12 protein-coding genes are annotated in these 19,738 nt (G+C 73.4%); 5 read left to right on the forward strand and 7 right to left on the reverse strand.

Annotation, left to right across the window (positions count from 1 at the left end):
- Positions 1-52: 52 nt before the first annotated feature.
- Positions 53-1,591, reverse strand: coding sequence for a sensor histidine kinase (locus ACIHEI_RS20350; protein ID WP_396607582.1), 1,539 nt, complete (start codon positions 1,589-1,591; stop codon positions 53-55).
- Positions 1,591-2,292 (reverse strand): response regulator transcription factor, encoded by a 702-nt coding sequence (locus tag ACIHEI_RS20355; protein WP_396607583.1) that lies wholly within the window; start codon positions 2,290-2,292, stop codon positions 1,591-1,593. The genes ACIHEI_RS20350 and ACIHEI_RS20355 overlap by 1 nt, the downstream gene beginning before the upstream one ends.
- A 178-nt stretch (positions 2,293-2,470) precedes the next feature.
- On the opposite strand from ACIHEI_RS20355, the gene ACIHEI_RS20360 reads away from it, so the two are divergent.
- Genes ACIHEI_RS20360 through ACIHEI_RS20370 form a run of 3 tightly spaced genes read left to right on the forward strand, consistent with a single transcriptional unit; the run spans position 2,471 to position 5,048 of the window.
- Entirely contained in the window at positions 2,471-3,829 is a 1,359-nt protein-coding gene (locus ACIHEI_RS20360; protein WP_396607584.1) for a ferric reductase-like transmembrane domain-containing protein, read from the forward strand.
- Positions 3,830-3,843: 14 nt separating this feature from the next.
- Complete coding sequence (locus ACIHEI_RS20365; RefSeq protein ID WP_396607585.1) at positions 3,844-4,338, forward strand: FMN-binding protein; 495 nt, start codon at positions 3,844-3,846, stop codon at positions 4,336-4,338.
- A gap of 23 nt (positions 4,339-4,361) precedes the next feature.
- Positions 4,362-5,048 carry an FAD:protein FMN transferase gene (locus tag ACIHEI_RS20370; protein WP_396607616.1) on the forward strand — a complete coding sequence of 229 codons (687 nt, stop codon included), beginning with the start codon at positions 4,362-4,364 and terminating at the stop codon, positions 5,046-5,048.
- A gap of 247 nt (positions 5,049-5,295) precedes the next feature.
- Here ACIHEI_RS20370 and psbW read toward each other — a convergent pair whose 3' ends face one another.
- Positions 5,296-5,514: a photosystem II reaction center protein PsbW gene (gene psbW, locus ACIHEI_RS20375; protein ID WP_387646538.1), complete on the reverse strand. Its 219-nt coding sequence runs from the start codon at positions 5,512-5,514 to the stop codon at positions 5,296-5,298.
- 21 nt (positions 5,515-5,535) lie between these two features.
- Entirely contained in the window at positions 5,536-7,692 is a 2,157-nt protein-coding gene (malQ, locus tag ACIHEI_RS20380; RefSeq protein WP_396607617.1) for a 4-alpha-glucanotransferase, read from the reverse strand.
- Positions 7,693-8,030: 338 nt separating this feature from the next.
- Here malQ and ACIHEI_RS20385 point away from each other — a divergent pair, with 338 nt between their 5' ends.
- A complete protein-coding gene (locus tag ACIHEI_RS20385; protein ID WP_396607586.1) occupies positions 8,031-11,837 on the forward strand; it encodes a beta-N-acetylglucosaminidase domain-containing protein in 3,807 nt (1,268 codons plus the stop codon).
- Positions 11,838-12,002: 165 nt separating this feature from the next.
- Here the strand turns inward: ACIHEI_RS20385 and ACIHEI_RS20390 are convergent, their stop codons facing one another.
- Positions 12,003-12,614 carry an HNH endonuclease gene (locus ACIHEI_RS20390; RefSeq protein WP_387646544.1) on the reverse strand — a complete coding sequence of 204 codons (612 nt, stop codon included), beginning with the start codon at positions 12,612-12,614 and terminating at the stop codon, positions 12,003-12,005.
- Positions 12,615-12,922: 308 nt separating this feature from the next.
- Here ACIHEI_RS20390 and ACIHEI_RS20395 point away from each other — a divergent pair, with 308 nt between their 5' ends.
- The gene (locus ACIHEI_RS20395; protein ID WP_396607587.1) at positions 12,923-13,990 is read left to right on the forward strand and encodes a mechanosensitive ion channel family protein; all 1,068 of its coding nucleotides are present in this window, start codon (positions 12,923-12,925) and stop codon (positions 13,988-13,990) included.
- Positions 13,991-14,068: 78 nt separating this feature from the next.
- On the opposite strand, the gene ACIHEI_RS20400 is transcribed toward ACIHEI_RS20395, so the two are convergent.
- Together ACIHEI_RS20400 and ACIHEI_RS20405 are read right to left on the reverse strand one after the other, a co-directional pair.
- Entirely contained in the window at positions 14,069-16,705 is a 2,637-nt protein-coding gene (locus tag ACIHEI_RS20400; protein ID WP_396607588.1) for a SpaA isopeptide-forming pilin-related protein, read from the reverse strand.
- A gap of 224 nt (positions 16,706-16,929) precedes the next feature.
- Complete coding sequence (locus ACIHEI_RS20405) at positions 16,930-19,560, reverse strand: SdrD B-like domain-containing protein (RefSeq protein WP_396607589.1); 2,631 nt, start codon at positions 19,558-19,560, stop codon at positions 16,930-16,932.
- Positions 19,561-19,738: the final 178 nt, after the last annotated feature.

Below are 19,738 nucleotides of genomic sequence, written 5' to 3' on the forward strand. Positions count from 1 at the left end.
GGAGCTGCGCGGCAAGCGCCGGCCGGTCCGGGAGGGCGCGATCACGTGCAGGTCATTGTCCTGGGTCGCGATCTTGCTGACGGGTGCGTTCCCCTTCGCGCAGTTCCCCGCGCCCCTGGCGGTGCTCTCCCTGGTCCTGCGCGGGCAGGGTGATGCGGAAGGTGGTTGCCCCGGGTTCGCTGTGCACGGTAGCTGCGCCGGCGTGGGCTTGGACGACGGCTTGGACGATGGCGAGGCCGAGGCCGGTGGAGCCGGTGCGGCGGGAGCGGGTGGGGTCGCCGCGGACGAAGCGGTCGAAGACGTGCGGGAGGAGTTCGGGCGGGATGCCGGGGCCGTTGTCGGTGACGGTGAGGGTCGCGTCGGCGGGGGTGGCCGAGAGGTGGAGGGTGACCTCGGTGCCGTCGGGGGTGTGGGTGCGGGCGTTGGCCAGCAGGTTCGCCACCACTTGGGTGAGGCGGTGGGGGTCGCCGGGGACGGTGACGGGTTCGGCGGGCAGTTCGAGCAGCCAGCGGTGCTGTGGGGCGGCGGCCCGGGCGTCGGCGGTGCAGTCCAGGGCGATCCGGGTGAGGTCGACGTCCTCGACGGCGAGCGGGCGGCCGGCGTCGAGGCGGGCGAGCAGCAGCAGGTCCTCGACGACGGTGCCCATGCGCTGCGACTCGGCGGTGATCCGTTCCAGTGAGTGCCGGACCGGCTCGGGCACCGGTCCTGGGTGCCGGAGCGCGAGTTCGGCGTGACCGCGGACGGCTGCCACCGGGTTGCGCAGTTCGTGGCTGGCGTCGGCGGCGAAGGCGCGCAGCCGTTCCTCGACCTGCTGGCGGCGGGTCAGTGCGTCCCCGATGTGGCCGAGCATCCGGTTGAGCGCGGTGCCGACCCGGCCGACCTCGGTTCCGGGGTCGTCGTCGGGGACGCGTTCGCCGAGGTCGACCGCGCCGCTGGCCAGCGGGAGGGCGGAGACGCGTTCGGCGGTGGCCACCACCCGTTCCAGCGGGCGCAGCGCGAGTCGGACGCCGATGGTGCCGGTGACCGCGGCAGCCGCGAGGGCGACGGCGAACACCACGAGTTCGATCATCAGCAGGCGCTGGACGGTCTCGTCGATGGGGTGCAGTGGCAGGCCAGTGATCAGTACGTCCCCGTCGGAGCCGGTGACGGCGGCGGCCCGGTAGTGGCCGAGGGCGGAGAGTGTGAGGTCGCGCGGGTGGCCGCCGGCCGGGAGTGCGCGCAGGGCACGGACGTCCTGGTCGGTGAGCGGGACGGGGGCGTCGCTGCCGCCGCTTCCGGCGATCGGGACGGGGTCGTCGTCGCCGGGCGGGATGCCGCCGACCACGGCGGCGTGGGTGACGGTGCCGTTCACCAGGCGGGCGCCGAAGGTGCCGGGCGACTGGGCGCGGGTGTCGTGGCCGTTCACGCCGGGGTGTTCGAGGCTGGCGGCGTAGCGTCCGCCGGACGCGTTCAGCTGCTGGTCGATCCGGTCGACCAGGAAGTGCCGCAGCGCCCCGGTGGTGGCGAAGCCGACGCCTACGCAGATCAGTGCGATCAGGACGAGCACGCCGGCCACCAGCCGCGCCCGTAGCGTACGGGGCCGTCCGGTCATCAGGTGGCCGCCTTGAGTACGTAGCCGGCGCCGCGCACGGTGTGGATCATCGGTGGCCGGCCGGCGTCGATCTTGCGGCGCAGGTAGCTGATGTACAGCTCCACCACGTGGGCCTGCCCGCCGAAGTCGTAGGACCAGACGGCGTCCAGGATCTGTGCCTTGCTGAGCACCTGCCGCGGGTGCTCCATCAGGTAGCGCAGCAGGGCGAATTCGGTGGGGCTGAGGTCGATGATCTCGCCGCCGCGGCTGGTCTCCCGGACTGCCGGGTCGAGGTGCAGGTCGCCGACGGTGAGGGTGCCGGGGGCGGCCGGTCCGGCGGGGGCGGCGCGGCGCAACAGGCCGCGCAGCCGGGCCACCACCTCTTCCAGGCTGAACGGTTTGGTGACGTAGTCGTCGCCGCCGGCCGAGATGCCGGCGATCCGGTCCTCGACGGCGTCCCGGGCGGTCAGGAACAGCACCCGTACCTCGGGGTCGGTGCGGTGCACCCGGCGGAGCACTTCGAGCCCGTCGAAGTCGGGCAGCATGACGTCCAGCACGATGGCGTGCGGGTGCCATTCGGCGGCGGCGGTGACGGCGTCGTGGCCGCCGGTGACGCCGCGGGCCTGCCAGCCTTCGTAGCGCAGGGCGCCGCAGATCACCTCGACCAGGTCGGGTTCGTCGTCCACCACCAGGACCCGCCATGGGGTTTCCGCGTGCTGCATGGGTCCATTCTGGCGTTCCGGCATGAGAAAGCGGTGAGATCATCCGACCGATTCGCGTAGAGTGCGGGCCCGGCGACCTGCGCGAACGCCCCGGGGAGGGCCTGGGGGCGGCGCCCTTTCATAGGGAACTGAGAGCTTCCGGTGCCACGGTGGCAGAGCACCACCGAAGGAGGGCCCGTTGACCGCACTGACCAGCCCGACCCGCGCCGCCCGCCGCGCCGCCCCGCGCCAGGGCCTCCCCCCCGACGCCGTCCGGCACGGCGCGCTCGCCCTGATCGCGCTCGGTGCCCTCGCCGTGCTCGCCCTGTGGTGGATCGACACCCCGCGAATAGCCGGCGCCGCGGACTGGCTCACCGGCACCGCCCGGATCACCGGCCTGCTGGCCGGCTACGCCGCGCCCGTCCTGCTGCTGCTGATGGCGCGCATTCCGCTGCTCGAACGCGAGGTCGGCGCCGACCGGATGGCCCGCTGGCACGCCTTCGGCGGCCGGTACCTGGTGTCGCTGATCACCGTGCACGTGCTGACCGTCATCTGGGGCTACGCGCTGACCAGCGGCCAGGGCCTGTGGAACCAGGGCGTGGAGATCGTCCTGCACTTCCCCGACATGCTGAAGGCCACCGCCGCCACCCTGCTGATCCTCGGCACCGGCGCGGTCTCCGCCCGGGCCGCCCGCCGCCGGCTCAGCTACGAGGCCTGGTACTACCTGCACCTGGCCACCTACCTGGCCGTCGCACTCGGCTTCGGCCACCAGCTCACCACCGGCGCCGACCTGGCCGACAACAAGGCCAAGGCCCTCTGGTACCTGCTGTACCTCGGCACCGCCGCCGTCCTCGGCTGGTACCGGCTGCTGCGGCCGTTCCTGCGCGACCGCCGGCACCGGCTGCGGGTCGCCGAGGTCCGGCCCGAGGGGCCGGGCGTGGTCTCGGTCTTCCTGACCGGCCGGCACCTGGACGAGCTGCGCGCCGAGCCCGGCCAGTTCTTCCGCCTCCAGTTCCTCACTCCCGAGCTGCGCTGGGCCGCCAACCCCTACTCGCTGTCCGCTCCCCCGCACCCGCACTTCCTGCGCTTCACCGTCAAGGGCCTGGGCAAGCACAGCGCCGCCGTCGCCGGCCTCGCCCCCGGCACCGCCGTCCGGGCGGAGGGCCCGTACGGGGCGTTCACCGCGCGGCGCCGCCACGGCGGGCCGGTGCTGCTGCTCGGCGCGGGCGTCGGCATCACCCCGCTGAGGGCGCTCTTCGAGACGCTGCCCGGGCGGCTGACCCTCGTCCAGCGGGCCCGGAACCCCCAGGACCTGCTGTTCCGCCACGAGCTGGCGGCCGTCGCCGCCGGGGGCCGGGGCAAGCGGGTGCACGAGCTGCTCGGTAGCCGCGAGCAGGTCGGCGACCTCGGTGCGGCGCTGCACCGGCTGGTGCCGGACCTCGGCCGCCACGAGGTCTACCTGTGCGGGCCGGAGGCGTTCACCGCCGAGGCGGTCCGCGCGCTGCGCGCCGCCGGGGTCCGGCCGTCCCGCATCCACCACGAGTCCTTCGTCTTCTAGGAGCCCCCACCGCCATGCGCCGAGCCGTCATCACCGCCTCCGCGACCGCCGCCGGGGTCGTCCTGCTGCTCTCCCTGAAGCCGCACGACCCGTCCGGCGCGGCCGCCATCTCCTCCTCCCCCGTGGCCGGGGGCACGGGGAGCACCAGCAGCCAGGCCTCGTCCCCGAAATCCCCGTCGTCCCCGTCGTCTCCGGCGTCCCCGTCGTCCTCGCCCGGTACCGGCGGTGCCACCCGGACCGTCACCGGCAGCGCCATCAACACCCGGTACGGGCCGGTGCAGGTCCGGGTCACCATGAACGGCAGCGCGATCGGCAAGATCGACGTGATCCAGTACCCCAACCGGGACCGCCGCGACCAGGAGATCAACAGCTTCGCCGTCCCGCAGCTCAACCAGGAGGCGATGGCCGCGCAGAACGCGCACATCGACGTGGTCTCCGGCGCCACCTACACCAGCGACGGCTACACCCGCTCCCTGCAGAGCGCCCTGGACCAGGCGGCGAAGAAGTGACCGCCACCCACGTCGAGCACGTGATGGGGACGGTCTTCTCCTTCACCGTCCGCGACCCCGGCGCCGGGACCGCCGACGCCCTCGCCCGGATCGTCGCCCGCCTGCACTGGATCGACGCGGTGTTCTCGCCGTACCGGCCGGAGAGCGAGATCAGCCGGCTCGGCCGCGGCGAACTCGCGCTCGCCGACTGCGACCCCGAGGTCGCCCGGGTGCTGGAGCGCTGCGCGGAGCTCGCCGCCGAGACCGACGGCTACTTCACCGCGACGCCCGGCGGACACCTCGACCCGAGCGGCTGGGTCAAGGGCTGGGCCGTCGAGGAGGCCTCCCGCACCCTGCGCGAGTCGGGCTCCGACCAGCACTGCGTCAGCGGCGGCGGCGACGTGCAGACCGCCGGCGGCCCCTGGCGCATCGGCATCGCCGACCCGCACCGCCCCGGCGCGGTGGCCCGCGTGGTCACCGGCCACGACCTGGCCGTCGCCACCTCCGGTACGGCCGAGCGCGGCCCGCACATCGTCGACCCGCACACCGGCCGTCCCGCGACGTCCTACGCCTCGCTCACCCTGGTCGGCGACCGCCTCGCGCACCTGGACGCCCTCGCCACCGCGGCCTTCGCGATGCCGCACGCCCTCGAGTGGCTCACCGCGAGGGGCGTGCCCGCGCTGCTGATCCACCCGGACGGACGGCAGGAGGAGACCCCCGGCCTGCCGTGACCGCCGGGGTGGACGGTGAGGGTGTGTCAGGGTGCGGCGGGCTCGACCGGTCCGGTCTGCACGCCGAGTCCGCCGAGCGCGACGAGCGCCTGCCGGTGCTCGGCCCGTGCGCGTCCGGCCCGGGTCCGGGTACGACGGAACGCCCGGTGCTCCGAGGAGCGCCGGGCGTCCGGTGTTCCGTCCCGGGGGCGCTGGGCCCCGCCGTTCCGCGCACCCGGCGGGGTGTGCGCAGCGGCCTGACGCGGGATTACTTCTTCTTGCCCGGGATCATGCAGAGGCCCGCGATCACCAGGAAGGAGACGATCGGGAGGGCGACAAACAGGCCCAGGGTCTGGCCGACGCTCAGGCCGGCGCCCGGGTCGTCGCCGTCGTCGCGTACGAGCGCCATGGCGGGCGACGACATCAGCATCATCAGCGTGGCCGCCGCGGTGACCGCACCGGCGCGCATTGCGTTCCTCTTGTCCACGTTTCACAACTTACCGGCCCCCTACACCGGGTCGCCCGGCGGGGTGCGCCTGTCGGCGTGTCCCGCCGCCGGAGCGACGGACGGAACGCCGGACGGAACGCCTGGTGGGGCGCCGGGCGGGGCGCCGAGCGGGGCGAGGGTGGCGGCGATGGCGGCGGTTCCGGGGGCGGTGGCGATCCGGTCGAGGGTACGGGGGGTTCCGGTGGCGTCGGCGACGGGGAGCCGCCAGTTGGGGTACTGGTCCCAGGTGCCGGGGAGGTTCTGCGGGCGGGGGTCGCCGACGGTGTCGGGCAGCCAGACGCCGACCAGCCGGGCGGGGGTGGCGCGCAGGTAGGCGTGGAGCGCCTCGGGGGTGACGGGTGCGCCGTGGGCGAGCAGGCCGAGGCGGACGAGTTCGCGCTGCCAGTCGGCGAGTTCGGTGGCGGCGGCGTGCTGCTCCTCGGCCAGCGGGCGGGCCAGCAGGCCGAGTTGGTGACGCAGTGCGACGTGGTCGCCGGTGAGCCGGGCGGCGGTGCTGGGCAGGTCGTGGGTGGTGAGGGTGGCGAGGCAGCCGGCCCGCCAGCGTTCCGGGGGCAGGACGGCGCCGCCCGCGTGCCAATCGCGTTCGAACCAGAGCACGGAGGTGCCGAGCACGCCGTGTTCGGCGAGCCGTTCGCGGACACCGGGTTCGACGGTGCCGAGATCCTCGCCGATGACGGCGGTGCCGGCCCGGTGGGCTTCCAGGGCGAGGACGGCGAGCATCGCCTCGGCGTCGTAGCGGACGTAGGTGCCTTCGGTGGGCCGGGCGCCGACGGGTACCCACCAGAGCCGGAACAGGCCCATCACGTGGTCGATCCGGATCGCGCCGGCGTGCCGGGCGGCGGCGCGCAGCAGTTCGGCGAACGGGCCGTAGCCGGTTTCGGCGAGGGTGTCGGGGCGCCAGGGCGGCAGGCCCCAGTCCTGGCCGTGGGCGTTGAAGGCGTCGGGCGGGGCGCCGGTGGAGATGCCGGTGGCGAGGACGTCCTGCAGGGCCCAGGCGTCGGCGCCGTCGGGGTGGACGCCGACGGCGAGGTCGTGGATCAGGCCGATCGGCATGCCGGCGTCGGTGGCGGCGCGCTGGGCGGCGCGCAGTTGTTCGTCGACCAGCCAGGCCTGCCAGCGGTGGAACTCGACGCGGTCGGCCAACGCGGCTTTCTCGGCGGCGACTTGGGGGTTGGACGGGTGGCGCAGCCCCTTCGGCCAGGAGTGCCAGGCCGCGCCGTGCACCTCTGCCAGCGCGTTCCACACCGCGTACCGTTCCAGCCACTCGCCCTCGCGGCGGACGAACGCCCGGTACGCGGCTTCCCGGCCGACGCCGCGCGGCACGGTGTGCAGCAGTTCCAGTGCCTGCTGCTTGAGGGCGCGGACCGAGTCGCGGTCGATGAGCGCGTCGTGTTCGAGCACTTCCTCGCGCAGCAGCCGGGCGCGGCGGGCCAGGTCGCGGACCTCGTCGTGGCGGGTGTACTCGGGGATCGCCTCGATCCGCAGGTGCACGGGGTCGGCGAAGCGGCGGGAGGACGGGCGGTACGGGGACGGGTCGGAGGGGACGCCGGGCATGCCCGCGTGCAGCGGGTTGATCTGCAGGAAGCCGGCGCCGAGTTCGGCGCCCGCCCACTGGGCGAGGTCGGCGAGGTCGGTGAGGTCGCCCATGCCCCAGGACTGGTCGCTGAGCACCGAGTACAGCTGCGCGAGGAAGCCCCAACTGCGCTGCCGCGGTGCGGGGATGCGCGCCGGGGCGACGATCAGCGCGGCGCGGCCCGCCCGTTCACCGGCTGTCACGTGCAAGACGTGCCGGCCGAGCGGGACGTCCTCCGGGAGCCACCAGGAGTGGTCGTGCGTCAACTCCCAGGAGCCGCCGCCCTCCAGCTCGACCCGCACCGCGGCGTCGGCCGGCAGGTCGAGCGCGGTGCGCCGGCCCTGCCAGGCGACCACGGTGGGCGGCAGCAGCCGCTGGGCCTGTTCGGCGCGGTGGCGTTCCAGTGCGGCGGCGGCCAGTTTGGGCGTTCCGGCGTCCACGCCGAGGGCGGCGAGCACCGCGGTGAGGGTGCGCGGCGCGACCTGGACCGGTCCGGCGCCGGCGTCGTAGCTGGTGTCCACCCCGTGCGCGTGGGCCAGTGCCAGCAGTTCCGGTGGTGCGGGCGGGTTGTCCTCCGCCGGCACCTGATCGGTTCCCAGCTGCTCTCGGTCAAGGTATGCGGCCACCCAGCGCACTCCGTCCTCGGGCTCCCGAACGCGACAGGCACAGTCCTACCCGCGCGCCCGTCCGCCGACCCCGACCGACACGGCGGCCCGTCGGCACCGGACGGGTGAACGTTCCGTCGGCGGGTTGCCGCGAGCGACGGCGATAGCACTGTAATACCGGGCGATAACGGACATAGCTGCCAGGGGCGTTGACAGGGACGCGGAGAGCTGATGGGCTGGTCGGGCCGGATGGCCATGGTGGGCCGGGGCGGGCTGTGGGGGCCGGTGAGCTGGATGTTTCGGGCGAGGAGGCTCCGGTGCAGGCGCGGGTGTCGGTGGCGGCCGGACGTCGGCTGCGGCAGCAGTTGGAGCAGGGAACGGCACTGCGTGAGGTGCTCTACCACCCCGCGGCGCTGACGGCGCGCCGGACGGCGGCCCGGACGGCCCGTCAACTGGCGCCGCGCGCCGCGGACCGGTTCATCGCCGACATCAAGGGAACGGACCCGCTGCTGGCCTCGGTGCGCGCCGAGCGGCGGGCGGGCCGGCGCGGCAGTTCGCTGCGGCTGGCGGCGACGCTGTCGGCGGCGGCCGTGGTCGGCGGGCTGCTGATCCCCGCGCAGAGTGTCGCGGCGCAGCCGGGCGGCCGGCAGACGGTTTCCGCCGAGGTGGACGTCCCGGGCGCGGCCGAGGCGCCGCTGCCGCTGGGTTCGCTGGCGGACCCCCAGGTGTTCCCGCGCCCGCAGCAGTTGCGGCCGGGCGGCAAGCCGGTGGCGGTGCCCAAGCGGGCGACGCTGGTGATGGCGGACGGCGCGGACGGTCCGGCGGTGGACGCGGTGCGCGCGCTGCTGACCAGGGCCGGCGCCGCCGAGGTGGAGACCGTCCCGGAGGCGCCGGCGACGCCGGCGGCGGGGTCGCTGGTGGTGTACGTGGGCGGCCCGCGCGAGGGCGCGGGCGGGCCGACCGACCGGGCGCTGCACTCCCTCGCGACGGCGGCGGGCCTGAAGGACACCGAGGTACCGACGCTGACCGGCCTGCCGTCCGGCGGCCACCTGCTGGCGGTGGGCCAGCTGCCCACCGCGGGCGGCGCGTACGGCGCGGTGGTGCTGGCGGGCATCGACGGCGAGGGCACGTTCTACGCGGCACAGAGCCTGGCGCAGCTGCTGGCGCCGATCGGCCCCGGTCAGGGCCAGGGCGCGGCGGGCGACAAGGGCTTCCCGGGCGTGCTGGTGCGGGACTGGCCGACGGGTGCGGCGGTGCGCGGCACCGCCGAGTCGTTCTACGGGGAGCCGTGGAACCCCGAGCAGCGGCTGGCGGCGGTGGACTTCCTGGGCCGCACCAAGCAGAACTTCTTCCTGTACGCGCCGGGCGGCGACCCGTACCGTTCGCGGCGCTGGCGCGAGCCCTACCCGGCCGACCAGGTGCGGGAGTTGACCGAGCTGGCGGGCCGGGCCCGGGACAACCACGTGACGCTGGCGTACTCGGTGAACCCGGGGCAGTCGTTCTGCTTCTCGTCCGGCAAGGACCTGGACGCGCTGATCGCGAAGCTCGACGGGCTGCGTCAACTGGGCGTCCGGGCGTTCCAGTTGGACTTCGCGAACGTCTCCTACGACGAGTGGCACTGCGGCACGGACCGCCGCAAGCTGGGCACCGGGCCGGCGGCGGCGGCGAAGGCGCAGGCCGCGGTGGTGGCGGCGGTGCAGAAGCGGCTGGTGGCGCCGCACCCGGAGCTGGCGCCGCTGTCGGTGGTGCCGACCGAGTTCCAGAAGCAGGGTTCGACGCCGTACCGGGCGGCGCTGGCGGCGGGGCTGCCCGCCGAGGTGCAGGTGGTGTGGAGCGGCGGCGCGGCGATCGCCAAGCAGGTCACGGGCGCTCAGCTCACCGAGACCGCCGAGCTGTTCCGCCGTCCGCTGATGACGCTGGACAACTATCCGGTGAACGACTCGGCGCCGGACCGGCTGTTCCTGGGCGGCTACGGCGGCCGCGATCCCGAGGTGGCGCAGCGCTCGGCGGTGCTGCTGACCTCGGCGATGAGCCAGCCGGTGGCGTCCCGGATCCCGCTGGCCACCGCCGCCGACTTCGGCTGGCAGCCGGGCGGCTACGTGCCGGAGCGTTCGCTGTCCTCGGCGCTGCGGCTGCTGACGGCCGGCCCGGCGCAGCGGGCCGCGGTGGCGGCGCTGGCGGGCAACAGCGCGTCCTCGCCGCTGGGCGACAAGGAGTCGGCGTACCTGGCGCCGCTGGTGGAGCGGTACTGGGCGACGGTGGAGCCGGCCTCGGGCGCGCCCGCCGACCAGGCGAAGGTCAAGGAGGCGGCGCAGCCGCTGCGCGAGGCGTTCGCGGTGATGGCGGACGCCCCGAAGACACTGGCGGGCGACCCGCTGGGTACGGACGCCGCGCCGTGGCTGGCCCGGCTGGCGGCGTACGGCGCGGCGGGCCGGGCCGCGCTGGACATGCTGACCGCGCAGCACGCCGGCGACGGCACCGCGGCCTGGCAGGCCCGGCTGGAGCTGGGCCGGCAGCGCGCGGTGCTGGAGCAGAACCCGGTGACGGTCGGCAAGGGCGTGCTGGACGCGTTCCTGGACCGGGCGACGAAGGCCGCCGACACCTGGGCGGGCATCACCACCGGCGCCTCCCCGACCACCACCCTGGGCACCGCGCACGACCACGGCCCGGCGCTGATGGCGGACGGTTCCGCGACGACGTTCTACTGGTCGTCGGCGCCGCCGCAGGTCGGCGACAGCTTCGGCCTGGACCTGGGCACTGCGAAGCCGCTGGGCACCGTGACGGTGCTGATGGGCGGCCACGGCGACGACCCGGACTCGGCCTCGGCGGCCGACGACTACCTGCACGACGGGGTGCTGGAGTACTTCAGCGGCTCGGGCGGCTGGCAGCCGCTGACGACGGTGCACGACCAGCGGGTGGTGATCGCGAACGCCCCGGCGGGCGCGGTCGCCAAGGCCGTGCGGCTGCGCGCCACCGGCGGGCAGAAGACCGCCGTCGCGGTGCGCGAGTTCACCGCCGGCGCGCCGAACGCGGTGGACGCCGAGGTCAGCGGCCCGCCCGCGGTTCCCGGCTCGTCCCCGGAGGCGGTGCTGTCGGGCGACCCGGACTCGGCGTTCCGGGCGGCGGCCCCGCCCAGCGCGGGCGACGCCCCGCTGACCGTCGAACTGGGCACCGCCCGCCCGCTGGACCGGCTCACCGTACTGACCGACCCGGCGGTGCGCGCCGAGGCGACCGTGCAGGTGCGGCACCCGGACGGCAGCTGGGCCGACCTCGGCCAGGTCCGCCCCGGCTACAACGAGCTGCGCGCCGACGGCAGCCAGGTGGACGCGTTCCGCATGGTGTGGCGGCCCGGCGGCGAGGCCCCGGTGGTCAACCAGGTGATCCCCTGGTACGCGGACGTCCCGGCGGCCCGGCTGACGCTGGCCGAGCCGACGCTGGACGTGGTGGCGGGCGCCGCCCCGGTGCAGACCAGGGCCACCGTGGAGTCGGGCCGCCCGGACGCGCTGACCGGCGAGCTGAAGGCCGAGGTCCCGGCCGTCGCCAAGGGCCTGACGGTGGCACCGGCCGGGTCCGTGACGGTGCCGCGCGGCGGCAAGGCGGGCGCCCCGGTGCAGGTGTCGGCGGCCGCCGACACCCCGTCGGGCACCTACCGGGTGCCGCTGGTGTTCGCCGCGGGAGGGGTCACCGTCCGCCAGGAGCTCCAGGTGCACGTGGTCCCGCCGACCGGCGGCCCCGACCTGGCCCGTTCCGCCAGCGCGTCGTCCTCGGGCGACGACAGCGGCAAGACCCCGGCGGCGGCGATCGCCGACGGCAACCCGAAGACGTCCTGGAAGGCCCCCGCGAAGGACGACGCCTGGGTGCAGCTGCGGCTGCCGCAGCCGACCCGGCTGGGTGCGGCGGTGCTGCACTGGGGCGACGCGTACGCCTCCCGCTACCGGGTGCAGACCTCGCCCGACGGGCTGGTGTGGACCACCGTGGCGGTGGTGGACAACGGGCAGGGCGGCACCGAGACGGTCCGCTTCGACGCCGCCGACGCGCAGTACCTGCGGGTGCAGGGCGTCAGCCGGGCCGGCCGCTACGGCTACACGCTGTCCGCGGTCGAGCTGTACGGCGTCACCGGCTAGGTCTGTCGGCCGGACAGGCCCTGGTCACCGGCTAGGTCTGTCGGCCGGACAGGCCCTGGTCACCGGCCGGCCGAATACACGGCGGGCCGCCGACGCTCCCGCTGCGGGGTGCGCCGGCGGCCCATGAGGCGTACCGAATGTCGTGTCGGGCAGGCCCTTGTCTGGTCAGGCGGAGAGCGGAGCGTGCTGCTCGCCGCGTCGGACGGGACGGGTGCGGACCGGGGACGGAACGGCCAGCTCCGGATGGTCGTGGTGCTCGAAGTCCCGGAACTGGTCGAGGCCGCCGTACGGCTCCAGGTAGGGCCGCCAGCGCGGATCCTTGATCCCGGTGCCGATGACCCGCCAGGCCAGGCCGCTGGGCGCGGCCGGGGGGCGCTTCATCCGCCAGCCGAGGTCGGCGAGGTGCCGGTCGGCCTTGGTGTGGTTGCAGCGGCGGCAGGCCGCCACCACGTTGTCCCACCGGTGCTGACCGCCCCGGCTGCGCGGGATCACGTGGTCGACACTGGTGGCGGCAGCCCCGCAGTACACGCACCGCCCGTGGTCGCGGGCGAACAGCGCGCGCCGGGTGAGCGGCACGGGGCCTCGGTAGGGAACCCGCACGAAACGGGTCAGCTTGACGACGGACGGCGCCGGAACGGCGCTGGTGGCGCTGTGCAGAGTGGTTCCCGCGTCCTCCAGGGCGATCGCCTTGTGGTTGAGGACCAGGATGAGTGCGCGTCGCATCGAGACGACACCGAGTGGCTCGTACGACGCGTTGAGGACAAGGACATGCGGCACGGGGCCTCCTTGGACGCCTGCGGCGCGTGGCTCGCGCCGAGTCGAGCGGGCGATCGTGCCCCCTGCGGGACGCGATCTCCCTCAGTGTCGCCTTACGCCCTCGTACGACGCCACCATTTCTCTGTGAACGGGCCGCACGCCCGGGTGGACCCCGCACTGCCGCCCATAGGCGGTATGCCCAGCTCGGGGCCCACCTGCACCCACCGTGGCCGGGGCGGCGCGGACGGTGGCCGGAACCGGTCTGACGGGCCGTCCGGGCGGGTGAACGGGGGCGTGGGGGCCCGCACGGCAGGCCCTAGAGTGGGGCGATGCTCGCCGACTCTTCCCCCGACCCCACGACGCCCACGTTCAACCTGCCCACCAGTGCCGCCGATGTGACCGACTCCACCCGGCAGGCCGCCAGCTGGCTCGACGACAACTGGCAGGGCTGGCTGATCGACGGGCTGCGGATCGTTTTCATCCTGCTGCTCGCGCTGATACTGCGGGCGGTGGTCCGCAAGGTCATCGACAAGCTGGTCGCCCGGATGGGCCGCCCCGCCGAGGCGGACAACGACCACGGCGTGATCGGCGGGCTGCTGGCCAACAGCGGCGTCGTCAACACCGAGCGCCGCCAGCAGCGTTCCGAGGCGATCGGCTCGGTGCTGCGCTCGGTGTCGTCCTTCAGCATCCTCGGCACCGCCTCGCTGATGGCCCTGTCGGTGCTCGGCGTGGACCTCGCGCCGCTGCTGGCCTCCGCCGGTGTGGCGGGTGTGGCGATCGGTTTCGGCGCGCGCAACCTGGTCACCGACTTCCTCTCCGGCGTCTTCATGATCATGGAGGACCAGTACGGCGTCGGCGACGAGATCGACACCGGCGTCGCCACCGGCACCGTGCTGGAGGTCGGCCTGCGGGTCACCAAGCTGCGCGGCTCCGCCGGCGAGATCTGGTACATCCGCAACGGCGAGGTCAAGCGGATCGCCAACATGAGCCAGGGCTGGGGCACCGCCTCGGTGGACGTCCAGGTCGGCTACAAGGAGGACCTGGAGCGGGTCGAACTGCTGGTCACCGAGGCCGCCGAGCAACTCTCCAAGGAATCCCCCTACGACGAGCTGATCTGGGGCCGGGTCAAGGTCCTCGGCATCGAATCGGTCGCCGTCGACTCGGTCGAGCTGCGGATCGAGGCCCGCTGCACGCCCGGCAAGTCCGCGCAGGTCTCCCGCGCGCTGCGGCTGCGCATCAAGGCCGCGTTCGACCTGGCCGGCGTCAAGCTCAAGGAGGAGGCGGCCGCCGCCGTCCCCGCCCAGGCCGCCGCCCCCGAGATCCTGCCGCCGTCCGCGCTGGCCGACCCCAGCTCGGCGCGGTCGCTGGCGGCCAAGCCGATACCGCCCCAGGCGTAGGCGCTTTTGCCGTACAACGACGGCCGGGGCCCGGGGAGTTCGCACTCTCCGGGCCCCGGCCGTCTGCTGTCCGCCTGGTCAGGCGCGGCGCCTGCGGACGGCGATCAAGAGACCGGTGCCCGCGAGAAGCAGGATCGCTCCGGCGGTCAGGGCGTACGTCAGGACCGTGTCGTTCGTGCCCGTGTAGGCCAGGCTGCCGCCCGACGGCTGCGAGCCGTTCTGCGACGGCTGTTCCGGCTTCGGGGTGGGGGCCGGGGTGGTGGGCGGCGGGGGGATCAGGTGGTTGACGGCGGTGGTGGTGATGCCGGCGTCGAGGTGGTCGTCGTCGAGGACGACCGGGCCGAGGACGGGCTGCTCAGGGGCCTGGTAGCCCTTGGGCGGGGTGACCTCCTGCCAGTAGTAGGTGCCCTTGTCGGCGTTGGTGGTGCAGGTGCCGTCCTCGCCGGTGGTGCACGGGTCACCGACCTTGGTGTCGGCGTCCTGCTGCAAGCCCTCGGTGTCGTTGGATTCGCGCCACAGCTGGAAGACGGCACCGGGCAGCGGCTTGCCGTCCTGGTCGTGCTTGACCAGGCGCAGCGGACCCTGCTGCTGCATGAAGCCGAAGTCGAAGCTGTGGTCGTTCTGGCCGGAGCCGCCGGTCTTCAGCGCCCGCTCGACGTAGGTACCGCCCTTCGGGACGGTGCCGTCGGAGTCGATCAGGCGGCTGTCGCCGACGTTCGCCTTGGTCGGCACCCAGTGGTGGAGCGGGCCGCCCTTCGCGTAGTCGGCGGGGTTGTCGAGGCGGATGGTGTAGGCCGTGTTGGGCTTGAGTCCGCCCGTGACGTTGGTGTTGTCGAAGTAGTACTCGCCGCGCGGGGTGGTCTTCGCCGTGCCGACCTTCTTGCCCTCGCCGTCGTACAGGTTGACGGTCGCGCCCGGAACCGGCTTCTGCTGCGGCAGTTGGAGACCCGAGCGCTCCGGGTCGTACCAGACCCGGTTGCCGATCTGGAGCGGCGCCCGGTCGCAGAGCACCTCCAGGTCCGCCATGGCCGCGCCCTTGCCGAAGCTGGAGCGGCCGTCGGAGAGTTCCTGGCCCATGCCCGGGTCCTTCTCGCCGGTGCGCAGGGTGAACATGGTGCCGGCGGTGACGATGTGTTCGAGCACGTCGTAGCCGGAGCTGGCGATGGAGTTCTCGACCTTGGAGAGCGCCATGCCCGCGTACGTGGCGTAGGTGTGCGAGTTGTTGAGCCGGCTTACGTCGTAGAAACCCTTGCCCCGGGTGGTCATCCCGCAGCCGAGGTTGACGTCCAGCACGTAGCTGTCACCGGACTTGCACGCCTTGTTCAGGTCACCCGACGCGAGCGCCCTCACGCCGCCCGGCGGGGCCGGATTGTCGGCACTCGGGTAGAAGTTGGCCTGGTCGGGATAGCGGTCGCGGAAGGACAGCAGCATGGAGCCGTCGGTCTCGAAGCCGATCTCGCCGAGCTCGGGCTGCCCGTAGAAGTTGCAGGTTCCGCTGGTCGGCCTGGCGTCCGTCCACGGGTACCAGTAGTAGCCGGAGCAGATCCTCGCCGGAGTACCCCGGTGGTCGAGCGGCTGGTTGAGGACAGCGGCGCCGAACTTCCCGGTGGCCGGGTCGAAGGGCAGCACGATCGCCCGCAGGTCGCCGAGCTTCTGGGTGGACTGGCCGGAGCAGACACCGCCGACGTACCCGACGCCGTCCTGCATGCCGAGGCCGTACGGCCGCCAGTCGTCCGCCGACGGGCAGCCGGCGGGGGTCGGGATGCTGTAGACCGCCTTGGGCTTCTCGGCCGTGGCCGTGGTCGCGTCGTAGCGGTACAGCTTGCGGTCGTTGAGGTTGACCACGTACAGGTCGCGGCCGTCCTCGGTGAGCTTCAGCCCGCCCAGGCTCTCCTTGCCGGGCGCCGCCATGAACGCCGGGTCGAGGTCGCCGCCGTGTGCGCTGCTGCCGGCGTCCGGGACGGTGGTGAACAGCTTGGTGGTCTTCGTCCCCGGGTCGGTGACGTAGATCGCGCCCGGGCCGCCGGGGCCGTAGCGGGTGTCGCGCTTGGCCTGGGCCGAGCTGAACAGGCGCCGGCCGTCCCGGTCCCAGGCGATACCGAACACGTTGCCGGTGTCGGTGGCGGTGCTGAGGTCGGTGACGTCCTGGTTGATGCCCCGGGACCGGTACGGGTAGCTCAGCAGGGTCCGCTTGCCCGCCGGGTCGATGATCGCGGGCTGGCAGGCCGTCGCCAGCGGGGCGTTCTGCTGGCAGTAGTCGGACGGGTTCCACAGGCCGGTCGTCAGCGTCGCCTGCTTGCCCGCCGACAGGTCGACGAACTCGGTGTTGCTGCTCAGCTTGTCCGGAGCGGTCAGTCCTTCACGCGCAGCGAACGCCGGGTACAGCACGCCCGGCTTCGGATTGACCACGTCCACGCGATACTTGCCGCTGGTGGTCGACTTGCTCGGCTTCAGCGTCACCGTGCCGTCGGCCGCCGTCACGGCTGTCCGCACCGCGCCGTCCTCGCCGGTCAACGTGACTGTCACCCCGGCCATGCCGGGCTCCAGCGCCGGGCTGTACGTCCCGCTCTCGTCAACGGCGCGGACCACCCGCACCGTCACCGAGCCATCCGCAGTCGCGGCGGGCGCGGAGACCGCCGGGCCCGTGGCTATCCCGGCCGCCAGCAGAGCGGCCAGCGCGGCAGGACGCCGATAACCGCTTCTCTTGATTTGCACCTTCTCCCCTCCTGTCGCGGCGCCCGCTCCCCCCGGAGCGGACGTCGATGTGTCGGAGGTTAGCGGTCCGGCGCGAACTTCGGAACCTGGCCCTCCACTTCCGCCGCCACCGAACAACAGGCGGGTGCGGCAGCCAGCTTGACGAGGACTCAGGCTGTTCCTCGCTCGGACCGGAAAGGGCCCCGGGAGAGTGTCCCGGGGCCCTCCTCACTGCTGCCGGGGCGTCAGTGGGTGCGGCGCTTCCGAACCGCGAACAGCAGACCCGCGCCGGCGACGAGCAGGATCGCTCCGCCGACCAGGGTGTACGTCAGGACGGTGTCGTTCATGCCGGTGAAGGCCAGGCCGCCCGAGGGCTGCGACGACGGTGCCGGGGTGGGCGTCGGGGTCGGGGTGGGGGCCGGGGTGGTGGGGGGCGGGGGGATCAGGTGGTTGACGGCGGTGGTGGTGATGCCGGCGTCGAGGTGGTCGTCGTCGAGGACGACCGGGCCGAGGACGGGCTGCTCAGGGGTCTGGTAGCCCTTGGGCGGGGTGACCTCCTGCCAGTAGTACGTGCCCTTGTCGGTGACGGTGTGGCAGGTGCCGTCCTCGCCGGTGGTGCACGGGTCGCCGGCCTTGGTGTCCGCCTTGTCGCCGTCGGCCTGGAGGCCTTCGGTGCCGTTGGTCTCGCGCCACAGCTGGAAGACGGCGCCGGGCAGCGGCTTGCCGTCCTGGTCGTTCTTGACCAGGCGCAACTCGCCCTGCTGCTGCATGAAGCCGAAGTCGAAACTGTGGTCGTTCTGACCGGGGCCGTTGGTGGTGAGCTTCCGCTCGACGTACGTGCCGCCCTTGGGGACGGTGCCGTCGGAGTCGATCAGGCGGTTGTCGCCGACGTTGTCCTTGGTCGGGACCCAGTGGTACAGCGGGCCGCCCTTGGCGTAGTCCGCCGGGTTGTCCAGGCGGATGGTGTAGGCCGTGTTGGGCTTGAGTCCGCCGGTGACGTTGGTGTTGTCGAAGTAGTACTCACCGTGCGGCGTGGTCTTGGCGGTGCCGACCTTCTTGCCGTCCGCGTCGTACAGGTTGACGGTGGCTCCCGGAACCGGCTTCTGCTGCGGCAGTTGGAGACCCGAGCGCTCCGGGTCGTACCAGACCCGGTTGCCGATCTGGAGCGGCGCCCGGTCGCAGAGCACCTCCAGGTCCGCCATCGCCGCGCCCTTGCCGAACTTCGAGCCGCTGGACAGTTCCTGGCCGAAGCCCGGGTCCTGCGCGCCGTTGCGGAGGGTGAACATGGTGCCGGCGCTGTACGCGTGGTTGTACACGTCGTAGCCGGAGGTGGCGATGGAGTTCTCGACCCTGGAGAGTGCCATGCCCGCGTAGGTGGCGTAGGTGTGGACGTCGCCGACGCGGCGGAGGTCGAAGAAGCCCTTGCCGCGGGTGGTGATCCCGCAGCCGAGGTTGACGTCCATCACGTACATGTCCCCGGCCTTGCAGGCCTTGTTGAGGTCACCGGAGGCGATCGCGAACACGTACTCGGCGGCCATGGTTCCGCTGGCCTGGTCGCCGTAGCGGTCGCGGAAGGAGAGCAGCATGGAGCCGTCGGTCTCGAAGCCGATCTCGCCGAGCTCGGGCTGCCCGAAGTAGTAGCAGGTGCCGTCGGTCGGCCTGGCGTCCTTCCACGGGTACCAGTAGTAGTTGGAACAGACGGCCGGGGACGGGCCCCGGTAGTCCATCGGCTGGTTGAGGACTGCGGCGCTGAACTTCCCGGTGGCCGGGTCGAAGGGCAGCACGATCGCCCGCACGTCGCCGAGCTTCTGGGTGGACTGGCCGGAGCAGACACCGCCGACGTACCCGACGCCGTCCTGCATGCCAAGGCCGAACGGCCGCCAGTCGTCCGCCGACGGGCAGTCGGCGGGGGTCGGGATGCTGTAGACCGCCTTGGGATTCTCGGCCGTGGCCGTGGTCGCGTCGTAGCGGTACAGCTTGCGGTTGTTGAGGTTGACCACGTACAGGTCGCGGTTGTCCTCGGTGAGCTTCAGCCCGCCGAGGCTCTCCTTGCCCGCCGCGGTGAGGAAGGCGACGTCACCGTCGTTGGTGTGGGCGGTGCTGCCCGCGTCCGGGACGGTGGCGAACAGCGAAGTCGCCTTCGTCGTCGGGTCGGTGACGTAGATCGCGCCCGGGCCGCCGGGGCCGTAGGGCGCGTCGCGCTTGGCCTGGGCGGAGCTGAACAGCCGCTTGTCGTCCCGGTTCCAGGCGATGCCGAAGACGTTGCCGGTGTCACCGGAGGTGCTGATATCGGTGACGTCCTGGTTCATGCCCCGCGACCGGTACGGGAAGCTGAGCAGGGTCCGCCTGGTCGCCGGGTCGGCGACCGAGGGCTGGCAGGCCGTCGCCAGCGGGGCGTTCTGCTGGCAGTAGTCGGACGGGTTCCACAGGCCGGTGGTGACGGTGGCCGTCTTGCCCGCCGACAGGTCGACGAACTCGGTGTTGCTGCTCAGCTTGTCCGGCCCGCCCGCGAGACCCTCGTGGGAGGCGAACGCCGGGTACAGCACGCCCGGCTTCGGATTGACCACGTCCACGCGGTACTTGCCGCTGGTGGTCGACTTGCTCGGCTTCAGCGTCACCGTGCCGTCGGCGGCGGTGACGGCGGCGCTGACCCTGCCGTCCTCGCCGGTCAGCGTCACCGTCACGCCGGCCATGCCGGGCTCCATGGCCGCGCCCGACCACGTCCCGCTCTCGTCCACCGCGCGGATCACCCGCACCGTCACCGAACCGTCCGCGGTGGCGGCGGGCGCGGAGACCGCGGGGCCGGTGGCGATTCCGGCGGCGAGTAATGCCGCCAGTGCGGCGGAGCGCCGGTAGCCGCTTCTCTTGAGTTGCACGTTCCTCCCCTCCTCTTGTCGGCGCCCGCTCCCCCGGAGCGGGCACACGATTCAACGGAGGTTAGCGTGTCCGGGTCGGGCTTCGGAACAGCGCCCTCCGCTTTCCCCACAAAGGGGTAACGAGCTTTGTTGACAAGGTGACTGACGGACCGTCAGTTCCCGGGTTCCGAGGTCGCCC

This window comes from Kitasatospora sp. NPDC051984, assembly GCF_044593455.1.
In the GTDB taxonomy this organism is placed as follows: domain Bacteria; phylum Actinomycetota; class Actinomycetes; order Streptomycetales; family Streptomycetaceae; genus Kitasatospora.